The following is an 18,911-nucleotide window of genomic DNA, read 5'->3' as shown; positions in this document are numbered from 1 at the left end:
ATGCTGATGCCGAGGGCTCAGCATGCTGAGCGGAGGGGTCAGATGCTGACGCCGCGGGCAGCCAGCCAGGTGACCGGGTTCGCGGTGGTGTAGGGATCGCCGACCGTGGAGGCCTTCGGGTAGTACTCCCAGTGCAGGTGGGGACCGAACGAACGCCCGGTCACCCCGATGTAACCGATCAGCTGACCTGCCTTGACCTGCGCTCCGGGGTTCACCACCTTCCGGGACATGTGCGCGTAGAGGGTGGCGCCGCCGCCAGAGTGGTCGATGACCACGTGGGTGCCTGCCCAGCCGCCACCGTTCGAGGGGCCCACGACGCCGTCGGCTGCCGCGTAGATCGGGGTGCCGATGGGCGCGGGGAAGTCCTGGCCGGTGTGGTAGCGCGACCACGAGCCGACAGCGCCGAACGAGGCGCCGAGGGTGTAGGTCCCCGACTTGAGGGGAGTGGCAGCCCCTCCGCTGGAAGCGACGACAGCGTCAGTGGAGGCCTTCGCGGCATTGACGCTGAGGGTCCCCTGAGGGGTGGCCTGCGCGCCGGCCTTCACCTGGTTGACCTGGGCCGACAGCAGCGCGGACCGCGAGGCGAGAGCCTGCGAGCGGGACGCCTCGGAGGCCGTGTCGTTGGCCGCGGACATCAGCTGCGATCGCTGGGTGGCGAGCTGGGCGCTCATGGCGGCATCGAGCTCGGTGCGGACCGCCGTACGCGACGTCTGATCGGCGGAGCGGCCTTCCAGGGCGCCGCTCTGGGGCGCGTTCCCGGCCGGGATGTTGGCGGCGCCGCCGCCGGCTGAGGTGTCGGGGCTGCTGACCGGGGCCGGCTGCGCGACGCTCGCCGCAGTGTTCGTCTGCTGCTGGGACTCGAGAACGGCCTCCGGGTTCGCGGCCTGTGCGTTCGAGGTCATCGATACGGCCCCCGCGACGGCCAGGCCGAGCGCGGAGACCGTGAGGGCAGCGAGGGTGGTGTTCAGGGTGTTCCGGTTGATGCCGGCTTCCTCGGCGATGCCGATCTCGGCGTAGCGACCGTTGCTCTCGGCGCCGGTCTGCTGGAAGCGGTCACGCAGGGCGAGCAGGGAGTCGCGGGCGGATGCCAGTCCGGGGCCCGACGTCTCCACGGCGACAGCTCGTCGGGGAAGTGACGAGGGGGCCGGAATCGCTGACACGTGTTCTCCTTGCTTCGGCTACCAGCGTGGTGCAGGTACCTTGTGGGTATCCCGCGCGCCGTGCAGAACATAACGGATTGGTAAAGCACACGCCAAATCGACGGTCCAGTGAGCGGTAACACTGATCACCAAAAGATGACCAATCGGCCGCCTGCAACGAGACGACATGTGATCAAGATCACGATTCCCGTAGGGGTGGGGGACAGCTCGGATGTCGTTTCCCAGCGTCCGTCGGGGGTCGCCGTGGGCCGGACCGCCACTGCCGTGCCCGGGCGGGTGCCGGGGGCGTGCCGATCCGCCCGATCGCACCGGTCGGAGATGTCGGGGTCGCCCCCCGCGCGAAGTGCCGCCCGGCTACGCTATGGCACGTGGATACGAACGCACGGATTCGAGTGGTAGTCGCCAAGCCCGGCCTTGATGGCCATGACCGCGGTGCCAAGGTGGTGGCCCGGGCCCTTCGCGATGCCGGCATGGAGGTCATCTACACCGGTCTGCACCAGACCCCGGAGCAGATCGTGCAGACCGCGATCGCCGAGGACGCCGACGGCATCGGTCTGTCGGTCCTCTCCGGGGCGCACCTGACTCTGTTCCAGGACGTCCTCGACCAGCTCAAGGCCCAGGACGCCGCTGACATCGTCGTCTTCGGCGGGGGGATCATCCCCGAGGAGGACATCCAGCCCCTGTACGACATGGGTGCGGCGCAGATCTTCACCCCCGGCACCACGATGGAGAGCATCGTGGCGTGGGTCAAGGACAACGTTCACTCGAACGCCGCCTGACGACGGGCGGTGCGCCGAGTCGGGAGAGTGGCCCGGGGCGGCGTACGACACCGATTTTCACCGGCCGGCCGGCGAGTCCCTGACGGGAATCGCCGGCCGGCTCTCGTCGTTTCCGGCCTGAACCAAGGGTCACCTCAGTGGGAGGGGAGGGGCGCCCCGTGTCCCGGATTCGGCAGGTTTAGACTCAACCGCGTTGCAGCCCCGCGCGTCGACGCCGGGGCGAGGGCGGCGCGTACGCGCTGCCCGTCAAGTCGAAAGGATCGCGATGGATCTGTACGAGTATCAGGCCCGCGACCTGTTTGAGTCCTACGGCGTTTCGGTGATGCGGGCACAGACCGCCACCACTCCCGCTGAGGCCCGACAGGTCGCTGAAGAGCTCGGCTGGCCGGCAGTCATCAAAGCCCAGGTCAAGACGGGCGGCCGCGGCAAGGCGGGCGGCGTGAAGCTCGCCAAGACCGCCGACGAGGCGGAGGAGCTGGCCGGCCAGATCCTCGGCATGGACATCAAGGGCCACACAGTCCATCGGGTGATGGTCACCGAGGGCGCCGACATCGCCGCGGAGTACTACTTCTCCATCCTGGTCGACCGCTCGGAGCGTCAGTACCTGGCGATGTGCTCCCGTAGTGGTGGTATGGACATCGAGACCCTCGCCGTCGAGCGTCCCGAGGAGCTCGCCCGGGTGGGCATCAACCCGCTGGTCGGCATCGACGAGGCCAAGGCGGCCGAGATCGCGGCTGCCGCCGGCTTCGACGAGGCCGATCGCCCGGCGCTCGAGGCGATCTTCCAGAAGCTCTGGGAGGTCTTCCGGGACGAGGACGCGACCCTGGTCGAGGTCAACCCACTGATCAAGGCCGGCGACGGCTCGATGATCGCCCTCGACGGCAAGGTCACCCTCGACGAGAACGCCTCGTTCCGTCACCCCGCCCACGAGGCGCTGGCCGACATCTCGGCCGTCGACCCGCTGGAGCAGAAGGCCCGTGAGATGGGCCTCAACTACGTCAAGCTCGACGGCAACGTCGGCGTCATCGGTAACGGTGCCGGCCTGATGATGAGCACCCTCGACGTCGTCGCGTACGCCGGCGAGGACCTGCCCGGCCACCCGCGTCCGGCGAACTTCCTGGACATCGGTGGCGGCGCCTCCGCCGAGGTGATGGCCAACGGCCTGTCGCTGATCCTGTCCGACGCGGACGTCAAGAGCGTCTTCGTCAACGTGTACGGCGGCATCACCTCCTGCGAGCAGGTCGCCACCGGCATCGTCCAGGCGCTGGCGCTCCTCGGTGAGCGGGCCAACAAGCCCATCGTGCTGCGGCTGGACGGCAACAACGCCGCCGGCGGCCGTCAGGTGCTGCGCAAGGCGCGCGAGCGTCTGGCCGGCGTCGTGGTCGTCGCCACCACCATGGACGGCGGAGCCCGGATGGCCGCCCAGCTGGCGGCCGGCACCGCGACCGTCGAAGATCTCCGCGACGCCCCGGAAGGCAAGAACTGATGACCATCCTGATCGACTCCAACTCCAAGATCGTCGTCCAGGGCCTCACCGGCTCGGAGGGCCGCAAGCACGGCCAGCTGATGCTGGCCTCCGGCGCCCGGGTCGTCGCGGGCACCAACCCGAAGAAGGCCGGCGAGTCGCTGGCCTTCTCCTGGGCCGGTGGCCACGCGTCGGTCCCGATCCGGGGGACCGTCGCCGAGGCGATGGAGAAGGACGGGGCGAATGTCTCGGTCATCTTCGTCCCGGCGAAGTTCACCAAGGGTGCGGTCATCGAGGCCGTCGACGCGGGTATCCCGCTGATCGTCGTGATCACCGAGGGTGTTCCCGTCCACGACACCGCCGAGTTCTACACGTACGCCAAGGAGAAGGGCACCAGCCGCATCCTCGGCCCGAACTGCCCGGGCATCCAGTCGCCGGGTGAGTCGAACGCGGGCATCATCCCGGCCGGCATCACCGGCCCCGGCCCGATCGGCCTGGTCTCGAAGTCCGGCACCCTGACCTACCAGATGATGTTCGAGCTGCGGGAGATCGGCATCTCCACGGCCGTCGGTATCGGTGGTGACCCCATCATCGGCACCACCCACGTGGAGGCGCTGGAGGCCTTCGAAGCCGACCCGGAGACCAAGGTCATCGTGATGATCGGCGAGATCGGCGGCGACGCCGAGGAGCGGGCCGCCGCGTACATCAAGGAGCACGTGACGAAGCCCGTCGTGGCGTACGTCGCCGGCTTCACCGCGCCGAAGGGCAAGACGATGGGCCACGCCGGTGCCATCGTGTCCGGCTCCGCCGGCACCGCCCAGGCCAAGAAGGAAGCCCTCGAGGCCGTCGGCGTCAAGGTGGGCAACACGCCCTCGCAGACCGCCGAGCTGGCCAAGGAGCTGATCACGCAGCTGGGTCTGTGACGGTCTGACGCTTCACCGGCCGGGGACACCCGGCCACGCACGGAGGGGCTCCCGGGGAAACCCGGGAGCCCCTCCTGTCGTCGCCGTCCGCCGCCTTCCGGCGGGGCGGACCGTGGGTCAGAGTGTGCTGCTCAGTCGGGCGCCCGCGCGCTCGCCGACGGCCCTCCACTGACCGTTGTTGAAGTCGAACGACTCACCCGTGGGGACGAGCAGGTAGATCACCGAGTTGTCCACCTGGGCCAGGGCGATGCGGTAGCGCTGCTTCGTGGTCTGGTTGACCTGCTGGGTGATCACCCACGTGCGTCCGGTGATGTCCTTGCCGCCGGCGCCCTTGGCGGAGATGTTGTCCGTCTTGTCGACCTTGGCCGTCAGCATCGCCTTGTCACACCCGTCGAGGGAACCACTGACGTCCTTGACCAACTGGTCGGCGGATCCACGGTCGGGGAAGGTGAGGATGTACTCGTCGACGCCGAAGGTCTGCGGTGCCGCGGCGTCCTCCTGCAGCAGGTACGCCCGGTGCTTGCGGTCGCTCGGCCCCGCCACGTTGGCGAGATCCTTGCCCTCGCACTGGCTGCCGAAGAAGTCGAAGTGGGTACCGACCTCCGTGCCGCCCCAGCGGCCGGTGCCGAGGGTGATGCGGGGGAGGTCGGCATTCGCGAGGAAGGCGGGATTCGGGTCGGTCCTGGGCGGCACGGAGCCCGTCGCGGACGGGCTGGTGGGGCAGCTGCCCCCGCGGCCTGACAGGTGTGTCCGACCGCGGTCCCGAGCAGGCCGACGACCACCGTGGCGTCCGGGGTGGTGTTCGGGTTGCTGGCGTCGACGATGGTGATCACCGAACCGCTACGGCTGAACATCACGGTGTGGTGCACCGACGTCTTGTCCTGGACGACCGCGGACACTCCGGCGGCGCTGTCACCGACGTTGCCAAGGGTCCAGCCGCCCTCGAGGTAGCTGACCGGGCGGTCGCAGGCCCCGAGTTGGCTGGTCAGCAACGAGGCGGCCGTCGTCGCGGCCTCGGTGGAGGCGTACTGCAGCGCCTCGTTCAGCACGACCGTGTTGGGGTCGCTGCCGGCCTGGATGCTGCGGACCATGGTCGCCTGGGCCAAGGGCAGCGCCTTCGCGTCGATGGTGAGGCAGTTCGGCCGGGGCGTGTTGGCGTCCACCCGGTCCTGGGTGAGCGTCTCCGTCCAGGAGGCCTTGTCGTCCAGCCGGTGCGCGTCAGCCGCCGTCAGCAGCGAGGCCGCCGACAGGATCGGTGCCGCGGTGGTGGTGGGCCCCCCGGCGCTGAGGTTGCCGTTGGTCCGCACCCGGAAGAGGACCGTGGCGACGATCACGCCGACGACCACGACCGCGGCGACGGCCCCGAGGACGATCGTACGAGTGGCGAACCGACCGCCTCCGCTACCGCCGTCCAGCGCGCGGGAGGGACCCCTGCCCCGTGGTGGGGTGGTGCCCGTTCCGGCGGTGCCGGCGCCTGCGGCGGGGGTGCCGGGGCGGTGGCGTCAGGAGTCGGCGCGGGGGTGGTTCCGGCCGAACCGGTGCCGGTGGCCGGGGTGGTGCCCGTCCTGTCGGCCGCCGGGATCGATCCGGTGCTCTCGACCGCGGGGATGGTGCTCGTCGTGTCCGGGGCCGGCGTGACAGGCGTCAGACCGGTGGTGTCGTAGGCAGGACGGGGAGCAGTGGGAGACGCAGCCGAGCTCCCACTGGTCGGCGGGCGCCACTGCTCCTGCTCCGCCGTGATGGCCGCGGTGATGCCGGTCTCCGTGAGTGACTGCGGCAGGGGGCCTTGACTGCTCGCCGGTGCCTGCGGTGCCCGAGGTGGCGAGGCGGGTGGGGGAGTCACCCGGGCGGGGGACGCACCGACGACGGGCGTCATCGAGGTGGAGGTCTGCCACGGGGTTGCGGGGCGGGCAGGTCCGGACGGGGAGGTCGGACTGGTCGGCAGTCCCGGTGTACCGGCGCTCTGCCAGCCGCGGCCGGCGCTCGGCTGCGGGGCCGGTGGGACGTCCGAGCGCCGTGTTCCGGCGGCGCGGGTCGGGCCGGTGGGGCTGGTGGGACTCAGCGGACGGGCGGGACTGAGCGGCCGATAGGGGCTGGCGCCGGGCACAGACGGGGTCGAGGGGGCCGACGGGCGCGACGGCTCCGAGGCACCCGCGGGGCCACCCGAATGCCCTTCGCCGGGCAGCGGGCCGAGCGCTCGCCGTGCCCGGCGTGGGCGTTCGGCGGCCGCGCTCTCCGGGGGCTTCGGACCTTCCTCGGGCGGCGGGGCAGCCGCACGACGGGGCCGAGGCACCTCGGGTACGTTGTCGTCCACTTCAGTCCTTCCGGTCCTGCTCTCCGTCCGGCGCGTGGACCCGGCCTGAGGGTGGGCGGATCGACGCCTGGGGGCGTCGTCGCACCCGTCGTGACGGACGGTCACTGGTCGTTTCGACATTACCCGGCAGGGCGTGTCTTTGGCGACCCGCCCCCGCCTCGCAGGACAGCATGGAAGCGTTATGAGTCAGAACCGGAAGACCCCACCCCGTACGCGCCCCGATCTCGGCCGGCCCGGCGGGACCCGCCGTACGCCCCGCGACGACCGCCTGCGGACGTCTGACCATCAGCAGGACGACCTCTTCGAGGGCGTGACCGGTGTCCGCCCGGAGCTACCGCCCACCGACCTGCCGCTGGCTCCTCGAGCCGGTCGGCCCGCCTGGATCGGGATCCTGACCGCGGGGGCTGCAGCGGCTGCCTGCGGCTGGGTCGCTCTCACCGCCCTCGCCTCCCTCGCCTGGCTGACCTCGCCGCTCGGGTCGTACGGGGCCGTCATGGGGACCGCTACCCAGCTCTGGCTCGCCGGGCACGGCGGTGGCCTCTACGCCGCCGGGACGCGGTGGACCGTGGTCCCCTCCGGCATCACCCTGCTGCTGGTGTGGCTGATGTCCCAGGTGAGCGCCGAGGTGATGCGCCGTCTCCAGGATTCCGACGCCACTCCCACACCGATCCGGCTCCTCCGCGGCGGACTCGTCGCCCTCACGTACGCCACGGTCGTCGGCGCCGTGGGCCTCGCCGTCGGCCAGCCTCGCCAGGCAGGGGCGGCTTTCGGTGGAGCCCTCCTGCTCGGGATGGTCGGTGTCTGGTGGGCCAGGGCGCGGATCTCGCGCTGGCGGCTGGGGACCTGGTGGCCCGGCTGGGGGCATCAGCTGCCCCGGTCGCTTGCCGTCGGACTGCTCGCACTCGGCGTCCTCGGCTCGGCCACGCTGGTCACCGGTCTGGTGCAGCACCGCGGTCAGGTGGCGGTACTGACCGCCGCCCTCGGCGGAGGCGCGGCGGGTGGTCTGGGAGCCGTCCTCGCCCAGGCGGCGTTCCTGCCCACGTTCGTGGTGTGGGCGGTGAGCTACGCGCTGGGCGCCGGATTCGACCTCGGGGACGGCGGACTGGTGTCGCCGAGCGACACCCACCTCGGCCTGTTGCCCGCCTGGCCCGTGACCGCAGCCCTACCGACGCCCGGTCCCGGCAGCTATCTGGGCCTCTGTTGGCTCGCCGGTGGCGTGGTGGCGGGTGGCCTGGCTGCCTGGGTGTATCTGCGGGGGACGCACTGGACCCGCCCCGACACGGGCACGATGCTCGGCGGCTGCGTCGGACTGTTGCTCGGCCTGCTGACGGCGGGGATCGGGACGATGACCCGCGGTGACCTCGGCGTGGCCCGGCTCGTCGGACTGGGTCCCCGGCCGCTGGAGCTGCTGGTGCTGGCCGTGACCCTGACGACCTGCGGGGGACTGGTCACCGGACTCGGTGTCGGGATCGCCCGGTGGCTGTCCGCGCGCCGGGCTGCGCGAGCCAGCGCCCCGCTGGAGGTGAGCGGCACGCTGCTGGCCCCGCGGGAACTGGCCGGGACCGAGCAGGCGGGGGAGTTGGTGGCGGGGATCGGCGTGGGTGTGCCTGACGTCGGCGCCGGTGACGCCGATCGGGACGAGCACGGGGACGGGCAGAGCTGACCGGACGGGCGCGGCTGAGTAGGCTGCCCTCCGTGGCGTTCTCGGTTGTCGTCCTCGTGTCCGGCTCGGGCACTCTGTTGCAGTCCCTGCTCGATGCCTGCGCCGACCCCGCCTGGGCCGGCGCCCACGACGTCGAGATCGTCGCCGTCGGAGCCGACCGGGAGAGCGCGTACGGCCTGGAACGGGCGCGTGCCGCGGGGGTGCCCACCTTCGTCGTCCCGCTGCGCAAGGGGGACGACCGCGCCGCCTGGGACCGTACGCTCACCGACGCGGTGGCGGCGTACGCCCCTGACCTCGTCGTCAGCGCCGGCTTCATGAAGTTGGTCGGCCCCGCGTTCCTGGACCGCTTCGGTGGCCGGATGATCAACACCCACCCCGCCCTGCTGCCGTCGTTCCCCGGCACGCACGGGCCGCGGGATGCGTTGGCGTACGGGGTGAAGGTGTCCGGCGCCTCGGTGTTCTTCGTCGACGAGGGTGTCGACACCGGCTCGATCATCGCCCAGGCGGCGGTCCCGGTGCTGCCCGACGACACCGTCGAGACCCTGCACGAGCGGATCAAGGTCGAGGAGCGCCGGCTCCTGATCGACGCCGTCGCCGGCCTCGCCGACCGGGCCGCGCTCGGTCACCCCCTCGCCTGACCCTCCGATCTCCCATGTCCCACCCACCCACGGAAGAAGGTCCCATGTCCGTCCCCTCCGAGCGGCTGCCCATCAAGCGAGCCCTGGTCTCCGTCTACGACAAGACAGGTCTGGAGGATCTCGGCCGCGCCCTGGCCGAGGCCGGCGTCGAGGTCGTCTCGACCGGGTCCACGGCCAAGAAGTTGGCCGCGGCGGGCGTCCCGGTCATCCCGGTCGAGGACGTGACGGGATTCCCGGAGTGCCTGGACGGCCGGGTGAAGACCCTGCATCCCAAGATCCACGCGGGCATCCTCGCCGATCGCCGGCTGGCCTCCCATCGCGACCAGTTGGTCGAGCTGGGCGTGGCGCCGTTCGACGTCGTGGTGTCCAACCTCTACCCGTTCCGGGAGACCGTCGCGTCGGGGGCGACGCCGGACGAATGCGTCGAGCAGATCGACATCGGTGGGCCGTCGATGGTCCGCGCCGCGGCCAAGAACCACCCCAGCGTGGCGATCATCACCTCAGCCGGTCAGTACGACGAGCTGAAGCGGGCCTTGGCCGAGGGCGGGTTCACCCTGGCCGAGCGCCAGCAGCTCGCCGCGGCCGCGTTCGTCCACACCGCCGAGTACGACATCGCGGTGGCCTCCTGGATGGGGTCGGTGCTCACCGATTCCTCCGCGGGTGACGGCTTCCCGGCCTGGATCGGCGGGTCCTGGACGAAGCAGGGCACCCTGCGCTACGGCGAGAACTCCCACCAGGCCGCCGCGCTCTATGCCAGCGAGGACGGGCCCGAGGGTCTCACCCAGGCGGTGCAGCACCATGGCAAGGAGATGTCGTACAACAACTACACCGACGGCGACGCCGCCTACCGCGCCGCGTACGACTTCGACGAGCCGGCCGTGGCGATCATGAAGCACGCCAACCCTTGCGGAATCGCGGTCGGCAGCGACATCGCCGATGCGCACGCCAAGGCGCATGAGTGTGACCCGCTGTCGGCGTTCGGCGGCGTCATCGCCACCAATCGGCCCGTGTCGGTGGCGATGGCCGAGAAGGTCAAGGACATCTTCACCGAGGTGCTGATCGCCCCTGGCTACGAGGACGGCGCGCTGGAGATCCTGTCGGCGAAGAAGAACATCCGGCTGCTCACCGCTCCGGCGTACGCGCATCGGCCGGTCGATCTGCGGCCGATCTCCGGCGGCGCGCTGCTGCAGCACCCCGACCGGATCGACGCGGCGGGCGACGACCCGGCGAACTGGGAGCTCGTCGCCGGGGACGCGGCCGACGAGGCCACGCTCGCGGACCTGGTCTTCGCCTGGAAGGCCTGCCGGTCCGTGAAGTCCAACGCGATCCTGCTGGCCAAGGACGGGGCTTCGGTCGGCGTCGGCATGGGACAGGTCAACCGGGTCGACTCGTGCAAGCTCGCGGTGGAGCGGGCGGGTGACCGGGCCGTCGGTTCGGTGGCCGCGTCCGACGCCTTCTTCCCGTTCAGTGATGGGCCGCAGATCCTCATCGATGCCAAGGTGAAGGCGATCGTCCAGCCGGGCGGCTCCATCCGCGATGACCAGACCATCGAGGCGGCGAAAGCGGCCGGCGTGACGATGTACTTCACCAAGACGCGGCACTTCTTCCACTGAGCACCCCTTCCGGGGACTGCCTCGACCGGGCGTCGCGCCGGGCGGTCGACGGTGGGCGGGTCTGACCGTGGTCGGGCCCGCCCACTAGGCTGAGCGCGTGCGCCGTACGGCCCCGGACGTACGCCGTACTTCGACCACCCGGCGGAGGAGGAGCCCGATGACGGCAACGAAGATGGACGGCAAGATCGCCGCGGCGGCGATCAAGGAGGACCTCAAGGCGCGCGTCGCGGCGCTCGCCGAGAAGGGCGTCACGCCGGGTCTGGGTACCGTGCTGGTGGGTGACGATCCGGGCAGCCACGCGTACGTACGCGGCAAGCACCGGGACTGCGCCGAGGTCGGCATCGCCTCCCTGCGCGTCGACCTTCCCGAGGACACCTCCCAGGAGCGCCTCGCCGAGGAGATCGCCCGGCTCAACGAGGACCCGGCCTGCACGGGCTACATCGTCCAGTTGCCGCTGCCCGCCCACCTCCACGACAACTGGGCCCTCGAGCAGATCGACCCCGACAAGGACGCCGACGGTCTGCACCCGACCAACCTGGGCCGGCTCGTGCTCGGCGTCGAGGCGCCGCTGCCCTGCACCCCGCGGGGCATCGTCGACCTGCTGCGCCGCAACGACGTCCCGCTCAAGGGGGCCGAGGTCTGCATCGTCGGGCGTGGCACGACCGTCGGTCGTCCGCTCGGCCTGCTGCTCACCCGGCGCACTGAGAACGCCACCGTGACCCTCTGCCACACCGGCACTCGCGACCTCGCCGAGCACACCCGCCGCGCCGACATCGTGGTGGGGGCGGCCGGCAGCCCTGGGTTGATCACCGGGGACATGATCCGGCCCGGCGCGGTGCTCGTCGACGTCGGGATGACCCGGACCGAGGCGGGCCTCGTCGGGGACTTCGATCCGTCGGTCTGGGAGGTCGCCTCGAAGGTGGCCCCGACGCCCGGTGGGATCGGTCTGATGACCCGGGCGATGCTGCTGGCGAACGTCGTGGAGCGGGCGGAGAAGCTGGCCCGGTGAAGGACGCGAGCCGCGCCGGCACCGGTGACTCCGGCGCCGACCCCGACCCGGGCCACGCCGAGGGTCGGTCCGAGGAGCTCGGGGTGGGTCGGCCGCTGGGCCCGGACGCCCCGCTCATCCCCGACCCGCCCGCACCGGGTGCCGTGCCTCCGGCCGGTGTGCCCTTCGTCGGACGGGAACGGACCCGGCGTGACCCCGGGCTGCGGTGGACCTGGCTGGCGGTCGTCGTGACGATCATGGCCGCCGGGGTGGTCGTCATCGCTTTCGGCCTGTGGCAGCTCGGCAGTTCCCTCATCGGGGCCGGGATGATCATCGGGGCACTGATGCGCCTCGGCCTCCCGTCGCGGCAGGCGGGGCTGCTCCTCGTCCGCGGCCGGATCTTCGACGTGCTGTGGATGCTGGCCATCGGCGTCGGCATCATCGTGATGGTGCTGGTCCGCTCCTGACGCCTCGGCAACGCGAGAGGGGTGGGAACCCGTAGGTTCCCACCCCTCTCGCGTTGCCCTGCCACGCCGTTGTGACCGGGAAGCTCGCAGTGTCAGACGAGGCCCAGTTCGTGGACCGCGGCGCGCTCAGCTTCCAGTTCTTCGATGGTGGCGGCCAGCTTGGCCTTGCCGTAGTCACTGAACTCGAGACCCTGGACGATCTCGAACTCACCGTTCTTCGTGGTGCACGGCATGCCGAAGGTCAGGCCCTCCGGGACACCGTACGATCCGTCGGAGGTCACGCCCATGGTGACCCAGTCGCCCTCCGGGCTGCCCAGCATCAGGTCGTGCATGTGCTGTGCCGTGGCGTTGGCGGCCGAGGTGGCCGAGGACGCGCCACGGGCCTCGATGATCGCCCCGCCGCGCTTGGCGACGGTGGGGATGAAGGTGTTCTCCAGCCACTCGGCGTCGTTGACGGCCTCGGTCGCCGGCTTGCCGCCGATCGTCGCGTTGGTGATGTCGGGGTACTGCGTGTCGGAGTGGTTGCCCCACACCGCGACCTTCTTGATCTCGCCGACCGGGACGCCGGTCTTCTTCGACAGCTGCGCGATGGTCCGGTTGTGGTCCAGGCGCATCAGCGAGGTGAAACGGCTGCCCGGGACGTCCGGGGCGTGCGTACGGGCGATCAGCGTGTTGGTGTTGGCCGGGTTACCGGTGACGAGCACCCGGACGTCGTCCGCGGCGTGGTCGTTGATGGCCTTGCCCTGGGGGGCGAAGATCGCGCCGTTGGCGGCGAGCAGGTCGGAGCGGTTCATCCCCTTGCCGCGCGGGCGGGCACCGACCAGCAGGCAGATGTTCGCGCCGTCGAAGGCGACGTTGGGGTCGTCGGACATCACGATGTTGGACACCAGGGGCGAGGCGCAGTCGTCGATCTCCATTGCGACGCCCTCGAGGGCCTTCATGGCCGGGGTGATCTCGAGGAGCCGCAACTCGACGGGGGTCTCCTTGCCGAGGAGCTGACCCGCAATGATGCGGAAGAGCAGGCTGTAGGCGATGTGACCGGCACCGCCGGTGACAGCAACCTTGACGGGGGCTTGGGACACTGTTGTCCTCCCTCTCGTTGGTCATGGCGTACCCGTGGAAACGGGTCCGTACGTGGCTGACGCTAGCACCCCCCGAATTGCCTCCGAGGGGGTGGAGGGGGTCAACGCGTCGTTGCCGCGTCAAATGGTCTGACCACGCGCCAATCCTGGGATCGAGGCCTGAATGCCACGCTCACTGGAAGACGATCGTCCGGACCCCGTCGAGCAGCACGCGGTGCTCGGAGAAGAGCCGCACCGCCTGCGAAAGCGTCCGTGACTCGATGTCCTGACCGATCGCCATCAGCTGCCGCGGGGAGTCGGCGTGGTCGACCCGGACGACGTTCTGCTCGATGATCGGGCCCTCGTCCAGGTCGGCCGTGACGAAGTGCGCCGTGGCACCGATGAGCTTCACGCCGCGCGCGTGGGCCTGACGGTACGGATTCGCGCCCTTGAAGCCGGGCAGGAAGGAGTGGTGGATGTTGATCGCGCGTCCCTGGAGGAAGTCGCACAGCTGTGGGGAGAGGATCTGCATGTAGCGGGCGAGCACCACCAGCTCCACCCCCTGCTCCTCGACCACCTGCATGACGCGCCGCTCGAAGTCGGCCTTGGTCTCCGGGACGACGTAGTGCGACTCGAACGGGACGTGGTAGAAGTCCGACAGCTCGCGCAGGTTCTCATGGTTGGACAACACCAGGGGAACGTGCACCGACAGCTGATCGGCATGGGTGCGGAAGAGCAGGTCCTGGACGCAGTGCCCGGCCTTCGAGGCGAGGATCAGGGTCCGCAACGGACGCCCGACCACGTCGATCTGCCACGTCGCGCCCAGCTCGTCGGCCACCGGGGCCAGCTGGCCGACGATGGCGCTCTGCGGCAGGGCGGTCGCGAACTGCAGCCGGATGAAGAAGTTACCGGTGTCCTGGCTGGAGAACTGCTGCAGTTCGGTGATGTTGCCGTCGGCGCCCACCACCGCGCCCGACACCTTGTGCACGATGCCAGGCCGGTCCTTGCAGCTCAACGTGACCACCCACTGGTCGGCGGTCTCGTCGAACCCTGTCACGCTCTGCCCCTCAGTCACCCCGTCAGGCTAGCTGACTGTGCCGTACGCCACGACGTCGTTCGGTGCGCGGCGAGCGAGGTCGCCGGGGGCTGAGGAGGCGTACGGCCCGGTACGGCATCCACGGGGATCCTTGGAGGACTGCGAGATCCTGCTGGGTATGGACTGTTGATCGGGTGCCCGTCTGTGAGTTGGGGCAACGTCTGCCCAACGACCCGTGAATTCACGCGGAAACCTGGCGTGGGGGTATCCCGCCGCGCCGGAGGATCCGCGTAGCTTCGCCCGCTGGGGGCCCGGACCTGCCGGCCCCGTCCACGTGAGGAGCAGCTCATGTCCACCAGGCACAAGCCCACGCGGGTGCTGGCCGGGGTGGGGGCGGTCTGTCTGGCCGCCACCGCCTTCAGTGGGGTCCAGGCCTCGGCCGCACCCCGCAACACGCCCGACACCACCACGCCGATCAAGCACGTCGTGGTGATCTTCCAGGAGAACGTCTCCTTCGACCACTACTTCGCGACCTACCCGAACGCCGCGAACACCGCCGGTGAGAAGCAGCAGGGGACCGGCCTCGCCGCCCCGGCGTTCCAGGCGCGCCCGGGCACCAGCACGCACATCGACACGCTCCAGAACGCCGGCCTGCTCGCCCCGCAGAACCCGAACAGCGTGCAGCCCTTCCGCCTCTCGCCCGCCCAGGCCGTCACCTGCGACCAGGACCACACGTACACCAACGAGCAGAAGGCGTACGACGGCGGCGCGATGGACAAGGCGGTCGAGTCCACCTCCAAGGACACCTGCACCACCCCCAACGCGTACGGTGCCAAGGGTGTCGGCCTGGTGATGGGCTACTACGACGGCAACACCGTCACCGGTCTGTGGAACTACGCCCAGCAGTACGCCATGAGCGACAACTCGTACAGCACCGTCTTCGGGCCCTCGACGCCCGGTGCATTGAACCTCATCTCGGGCCAGACCCATGGCGTCCGCGAGTGGTCCGCCGACGGCAAGACCCAGATCAAGCCCCCGCCAGCGATTACACCGTGCGGGTCCCCGACGCCAACGGTGTCGGCACCGTCATCAACGACCCCGACCCGGTCTACGACGACTGCTCCAACAACTCCCACGCGTCGACGCACCCGCTGGCGTCGATGGACGGCAAGAACGTCGGCGACCTGCTCAACGACAAGGGCGTGAGCTGGGGCTGGTTCCAGGGCGGCTTCCGCCCAAGCACCGCAGCCACCGCCACGACGCCGGCCGCCTGCCTGAACTCGCACACCAACGTCGCCGGCAACACGGTCGTCGACTACTCGCCGCACCACCAGCCGTTCCAGTACTACGCGTCGACCTCGAACCCGCACCACCTGGCGCCCGCCAGCGACGCGGAGATCGGCCACAACGGTCAGGCGAACCACCAGTACGACCTGACCGACTTCGACAAGGTGGTCCGCAGCGACAACATGCCGGCCGTCAGCTTCCTCAAGGCCGGGATGTCGCAGGACGGCCACGCGGCCTACTCCGACCCGCTGGACGAACAGGCCTTCATCGCGAAGACCGTCAACGAGATCCAGACCTCCCCGAACTGGCAGAACACCGCCGTCGTCATCGCCTATGACGACTCCGACGGCTGGTACGACCACGCCAAGGCTCCGGTCGTGAACGCCTCCACCTCGGCCGACGACGCGGCCTGGTGCACGGACGCCGCCGCCCAGGGCGTTGCGGTGATGGGGGGCTACCAGGATCGCTGCGGATACGGCCCGCGCCAGCCGCTGCTGGTCATCTCGCCCTACGCCAAGACGAACTACGTCGACCACACCCTGACCGACCAGTCCTCGATCCTGCGCTTCGTCGAGGACAACTGGCAGACCGGCCGGATCGGTGACTCCTCCTTCGACGAGAAGGCCAATGGCATCGACGGCATGTTCAACTTCGGCCACCGGCTGGCACCGACCGTCATCCTCGACGAGAAGACCGGTGTGGTGACCTCGGCCACCAAGGCGAATGGGCTCGGCAACGCCTTCGGCCTCTGGCCGACCCGCCTCGGACTCGGCTGAGGGTGCGTCGTCGCGACGTCGTGAGCGCGACAGCGTGAACCCGTTGAACTGACGGGCGGATCTGCGCGACGGCCGGCATCCCGGGACTGCCCCGGGGGCCGGCCGTTCGTCGTCCCCGGCGTCGGATGCCGGGTGGGGAAGGGTCAGAGGTTGTGCCGTTCGTACGCCGGCTCCCGCGTGCCCGCGATGGCGGCGCAGAGGCGTACGGTGTCGACCGCCGCGCGGGTGTCGTGCATGCGGATCACCCGGGCGCCCTGCTGGATGCACCAGGTGGCGGCGACGACGGAGCCGTACGTCCGCTCGTCGCGTTCCCGCCCGAGTGCCTCGCCGATGAAGTCCTTGTTGGAGACGGCGGCCAGGGTAGGCAGCCCGAGGGCGACGATCTCGCCGAAGCGCCGGGTGAGTTCCAGGGTGTGCCGGGTGTTCTTGTTCAGGTCGTGGCCCGGATCGAGGACGATCTGCTCGTCACGCACCCCGAGATCGCGGGCCCGTTCGAGCCGGGCCGCCAGGAAGGCGGCCACCTCCGCCACGACGTTGTCGTAGTGGGGGCGCGGGTGCTGGGCGTGCGGGGCGGCCAGGCAGTGCGTGATGATCAGCGTCGCGCCGGTCGAGGCGGCCAGCTCGGCGAGCGCGGGGTCGGCCAGCCCGGAGGTGTCATTGATCACGGAGGCACCGGCCGCCAGCGCCCGCTCGGCGACCGCGACGCGGGTGGTGTCGACCGAGATCACCACGTCGCTCCCGGCGCTGACCCGCTCCACGACCGGGACCACCCGGTCGATCTCGTCGGCCTCCGACACCGGCGTGGTGTCGGGGGAGAACGGCACCCCGCCGATGTCGACCCAGTCAGCGCCGTCTGCCGCCGCGGCGAGGGCGGCATCGACGGCGGCATCGAGCCGGTAGGTGCGGCCGCGGTCCCAGAACGAGTCCGGAGTGCGATTGACCACCGACATCACGGCGGCCTGCCGATCGAAGTCGAACGTCCGCCGGCCGATGGTGCGGATGCCGTAGTGGGGGAGGGTCGTCACGTCGTCGATTGAAACAGAAAGCGCGGCCCCCAGGGGGTCGTCTCCCCCCGTGGCGGGACTGCGGCTGCGTCCGCCTCGTCCCTCGATCCGTGTCTTCCCCGGCGGGTGCCGATATCCTGTGCGCGTGACGGATCACCACAGTACGGGCGCCTCTCCGCGCGAACGTCCGCCCGGGCCGTGGCCCGCGCCGGCGTGGTGGGGAGGCGTGCGGCGTTGAGTCCCTTGGTCGGAGAGATCCTCCTGGTCCTCTTCTTCACGTTGTGCGGAGGCTTCTTCTCGGCTGCGGAGATGGCCCTCATCTCCCTGCGTGAGAGCCAGATCAAACAGATCCGGCTGCGAGGCCGTCGCGGCCGGAAGGTCGCTCATCTCGCGTCGGATCCCGGCCGTTTCCTGTCGGCCGTGCAGGTCGGTGTGACCCTCTTCGGCTTCCTGTCCTCGGCCTTCGGTGGCGCGACGATCGCCACTCGGCTCACGCCACCGCTCGAGGCCATCGGTCTGCCCAACGGCCTGGCCTCGACCCTCTCGCTGGTGCTGATCACCATCGCCATCTCCTACGTGTCGATCGTGCTGGGCGAACTCACCGCGAAACGGCTGGCGATGCAGCGGGCCGAGTCGTTCTCGATGGCGCTGGGGCCGACCGTCGACGGGATCGCGCGGGCGGCGCGGCCCGTCATCTGGGTGCTCGAGGTCTCCACCAACGCGTTGGTCCGGCTGCTCGGCGGGCGGCCCGAGGCCGGGCGTGAAGAGGTCACCGAGGAGGAGTTGCGTTCGCTGGTCTCCGATTCGGCGAGCCTGGGTGCCGAGGAACGCCGGATCCTGGAGGACGTGTTCGGGGCGGGCGACCGTACGTTGCGCGAGGTGATGGTGCCGCGCACCGAGGTCGACTTCCTGCCCGGGGACACGCCGGTCTACAAGGCGGTCCGGGAGCTGAGCGGAGCGCCGCACTCGCGCTACCCGGTGACCGGCGCCTCGCCCGACGACGTCCTCGGTTTCGTGCACGTCCGCGACCTCTTCGATCCGGGCTGGGCACAGCGGGCGACCCCGGTGGAGGAGCTCGTCCGGCCGATGGTGAACTTCCCCCAGACGGTCAACGTCATCCATGCGCTGGCCGAGATGCGGCGGATGTCCAGTCACATGGCGATCGTCCGCGACGAGTACGGCGGTACCGCCGGGATGGTGACCATGGAGGACCTCGTCGAGGAGCTCGTCGGGGAGATCACCGATGAGTACGACATCGTCCAGGAGGAGGCGCCGACCGCACCCAACACGAGGGAGATCGACGGCCTGACCTCGTTGGCGGACTTCGAGGACGAGACGGGGATGGTGCTCCCGGAGGGGCCGTACGACACCCTCGCGGGCTGGTTCATGTACCGGATCGGGGCGATCCCCTCGGTGGGGGACAGCACGGAGGCGCAACTGCAGTTGGCCGAGGACCCGGAGTCGCAGCGCAAGGTCGAGGTGTCCGTGCTCGAGATGGACGGTCGGCGCGCCGCGCGGTTCCTGATCCGCCGGGCCGCGGCGCCCGGCACCGGACGGACCCGCGGCGCTGCGGAGCTCCGTCCCGAGGAGATGGACGGGCCGCAGGCGCCCAGCCGGCAGGCGTCGGGATCACCCGCGCCGGACGGCCCCGGACCCGGGGGCGTCGGTGCGTCGGGCGACGAAGAGGACGGCGCCAGGCCGTGACGGTTCTCCCGGTGCGTGAGCGCCGGGGTGAGG

The 18,911-nt window shown here is 70.5% G+C and carries 17 protein-coding genes; 12 read left to right on the top strand and 5 right to left on the bottom strand.

The window, feature by feature from the left end:
- Nucleotides 1-38: 38 nt before the first annotated feature.
- A complete protein-coding gene (locus Rai3103_RS01230) occupies nucleotides 39-1,160 on the bottom strand; it encodes a M23 family metallopeptidase (RefSeq protein ID WP_153571044.1) in 1,122 nt (373 codons plus the stop codon).
- Between the two features lie 368 nt (nucleotides 1,161-1,528).
- On the opposite strand from Rai3103_RS01230, the gene Rai3103_RS01225 reads away from it, so the two are divergent.
- From Rai3103_RS01225 to sucD, 3 genes are all read left to right on the top strand, one after another.
- Nucleotides 1,529-1,939 carry a coenzyme B12-dependent isobutyryl CoA mutase small subunit gene (locus tag Rai3103_RS01225; RefSeq protein WP_153571043.1) on the top strand — a complete coding sequence of 137 codons (411 nt, stop codon included), beginning with the start codon at nucleotides 1,529-1,531 and terminating at the stop codon, nucleotides 1,937-1,939.
- Nucleotides 1,940-2,204: 265 nt separating this feature from the next.
- On the top strand, nucleotides 2,205-3,425 hold the full coding sequence (sucC, locus tag Rai3103_RS01220) for an ADP-forming succinate--CoA ligase subunit beta (RefSeq protein ID WP_153571042.1): 1,221 nt from the start codon (nucleotides 2,205-2,207) through the stop codon (nucleotides 3,423-3,425).
- Nucleotides 3,425-4,327, top strand: coding sequence for a succinate--CoA ligase subunit alpha (gene sucD / locus Rai3103_RS01215; RefSeq protein WP_153571041.1), 903 nt, complete (start codon nucleotides 3,425-3,427; stop codon nucleotides 4,325-4,327). Before sucC ends, sucD begins: the two co-directional genes overlap by 1 nt.
- 117 nt (nucleotides 4,328-4,444) lie before the next feature.
- Here the strand turns inward: sucD and Rai3103_RS01210 are convergent, their stop codons facing one another.
- Nucleotides 4,445-5,020, bottom strand: coding sequence for a sensor domain-containing protein (locus tag Rai3103_RS01210; protein WP_153571040.1), 576 nt, complete (start codon nucleotides 5,018-5,020; stop codon nucleotides 4,445-4,447).
- Between the two features lie 827 nt (nucleotides 5,021-5,847).
- On the opposite strand from Rai3103_RS01210, the gene Rai3103_RS01205 reads away from it, so the two are divergent.
- The 6 genes from Rai3103_RS01205 (at nucleotide 5,848) to Rai3103_RS01180 (ending at nucleotide 12,010) form a co-directional block, all read left to right on the top strand.
- On the top strand, nucleotides 5,848-5,991 hold the full coding sequence (locus Rai3103_RS01205) for a hypothetical protein (RefSeq protein WP_153571039.1): 144 nt from the start codon (nucleotides 5,848-5,850) through the stop codon (nucleotides 5,989-5,991).
- 831 nt (nucleotides 5,992-6,822) lie between these two features.
- Nucleotides 6,823-8,304 (top strand): cell division protein PerM, encoded by a 1,482-nt coding sequence (locus Rai3103_RS01200; protein WP_153571038.1) that lies wholly within the window; start codon nucleotides 6,823-6,825, stop codon nucleotides 8,302-8,304.
- A 32-nt stretch (nucleotides 8,305-8,336) separates the two neighbouring features.
- Nucleotides 8,337-8,942 (top strand): phosphoribosylglycinamide formyltransferase, encoded by a 606-nt coding sequence (purN, locus tag Rai3103_RS01195; RefSeq protein ID WP_153571037.1) that lies wholly within the window; start codon nucleotides 8,337-8,339, stop codon nucleotides 8,940-8,942.
- A gap of 44 nt (nucleotides 8,943-8,986) precedes the next feature.
- Nucleotides 8,987-10,555, top strand: coding sequence for a bifunctional phosphoribosylaminoimidazolecarboxamide formyltransferase/IMP cyclohydrolase (gene purH, locus Rai3103_RS01190; RefSeq protein ID WP_153571036.1), 1,569 nt, complete (start codon nucleotides 8,987-8,989; stop codon nucleotides 10,553-10,555).
- Nucleotides 10,556-10,712: 157 nt separating this feature from the next.
- Nucleotides 10,713-11,564, top strand: a complete 852-nt coding sequence (locus tag Rai3103_RS01185; protein ID WP_153571035.1) for a bifunctional methylenetetrahydrofolate dehydrogenase/methenyltetrahydrofolate cyclohydrolase — start codon at nucleotides 10,713-10,715, stop codon at nucleotides 11,562-11,564.
- Nucleotides 11,561-12,010 carry a DUF3017 domain-containing protein gene (locus tag Rai3103_RS01180; protein WP_153571034.1) on the top strand — a complete coding sequence of 150 codons (450 nt, stop codon included), beginning with the start codon at nucleotides 11,561-11,563 and terminating at the stop codon, nucleotides 12,008-12,010. Before Rai3103_RS01185 ends, Rai3103_RS01180 begins: the two co-directional genes overlap by 4 nt.
- Nucleotides 12,011-12,102: 92 nt before the next feature.
- Here Rai3103_RS01180 and Rai3103_RS01175 read toward each other — a convergent pair whose 3' ends face one another.
- Both Rai3103_RS01175 and purU read right to left on the bottom strand, forming a co-directional pair.
- Nucleotides 12,103-13,092 (bottom strand): malate dehydrogenase, encoded by a 990-nt coding sequence (locus Rai3103_RS01175; RefSeq protein WP_153571033.1) that lies wholly within the window; start codon nucleotides 13,090-13,092, stop codon nucleotides 12,103-12,105.
- Nucleotides 13,093-13,264: 172 nt separating this feature from the next.
- A complete protein-coding gene (gene purU / locus Rai3103_RS01170) occupies nucleotides 13,265-14,146 on the bottom strand; it encodes a formyltetrahydrofolate deformylase (protein WP_228489065.1) in 882 nt (293 codons plus the stop codon).
- A 309-nt stretch (nucleotides 14,147-14,455) separates the two neighbouring features.
- On the opposite strand from purU, the gene Rai3103_RS17230 reads away from it, so the two are divergent.
- Entirely contained in the window at nucleotides 14,456-15,313 is an 858-nt protein-coding gene (locus tag Rai3103_RS17230; protein WP_228489064.1) for an alkaline phosphatase family protein, read from the top strand.
- Nucleotides 15,268-16,170, top strand: coding sequence for a phospholipase C (locus tag Rai3103_RS17225; protein ID WP_239022411.1), 903 nt, complete (start codon nucleotides 15,268-15,270; stop codon nucleotides 16,168-16,170). Before Rai3103_RS17230 ends, Rai3103_RS17225 begins: the two co-directional genes overlap by 46 nt.
- Before the next feature lie 143 nt (nucleotides 16,171-16,313).
- Here Rai3103_RS17225 and folP read toward each other — a convergent pair whose 3' ends face one another.
- Nucleotides 16,314-17,195, bottom strand: a complete 882-nt coding sequence (gene folP, locus Rai3103_RS01160; RefSeq protein WP_228489063.1) for a dihydropteroate synthase — start codon at nucleotides 17,193-17,195, stop codon at nucleotides 16,314-16,316.
- Nucleotides 17,196-17,408: 213 nt separating this feature from the next.
- Between folP and Rai3103_RS01155 the strand changes: the two genes are divergently transcribed.
- A complete protein-coding gene (locus Rai3103_RS01155) occupies nucleotides 17,409-18,878 on the top strand; it encodes a hemolysin family protein (protein WP_153571032.1) in 1,470 nt (489 codons plus the stop codon).
- Nucleotides 18,879-18,911: the final 33 nt, after the last annotated feature.

This window comes from Raineyella fluvialis, assembly GCF_009646095.1.
GTDB lineage: Bacteria > Actinomycetota > Actinomycetes > Propionibacteriales > Propionibacteriaceae > Raineyella > Raineyella fluvialis.
Note: the sequence above shows the minus strand (reverse complement) of the source record. Positions and strands in the feature narration are given on the sequence as shown.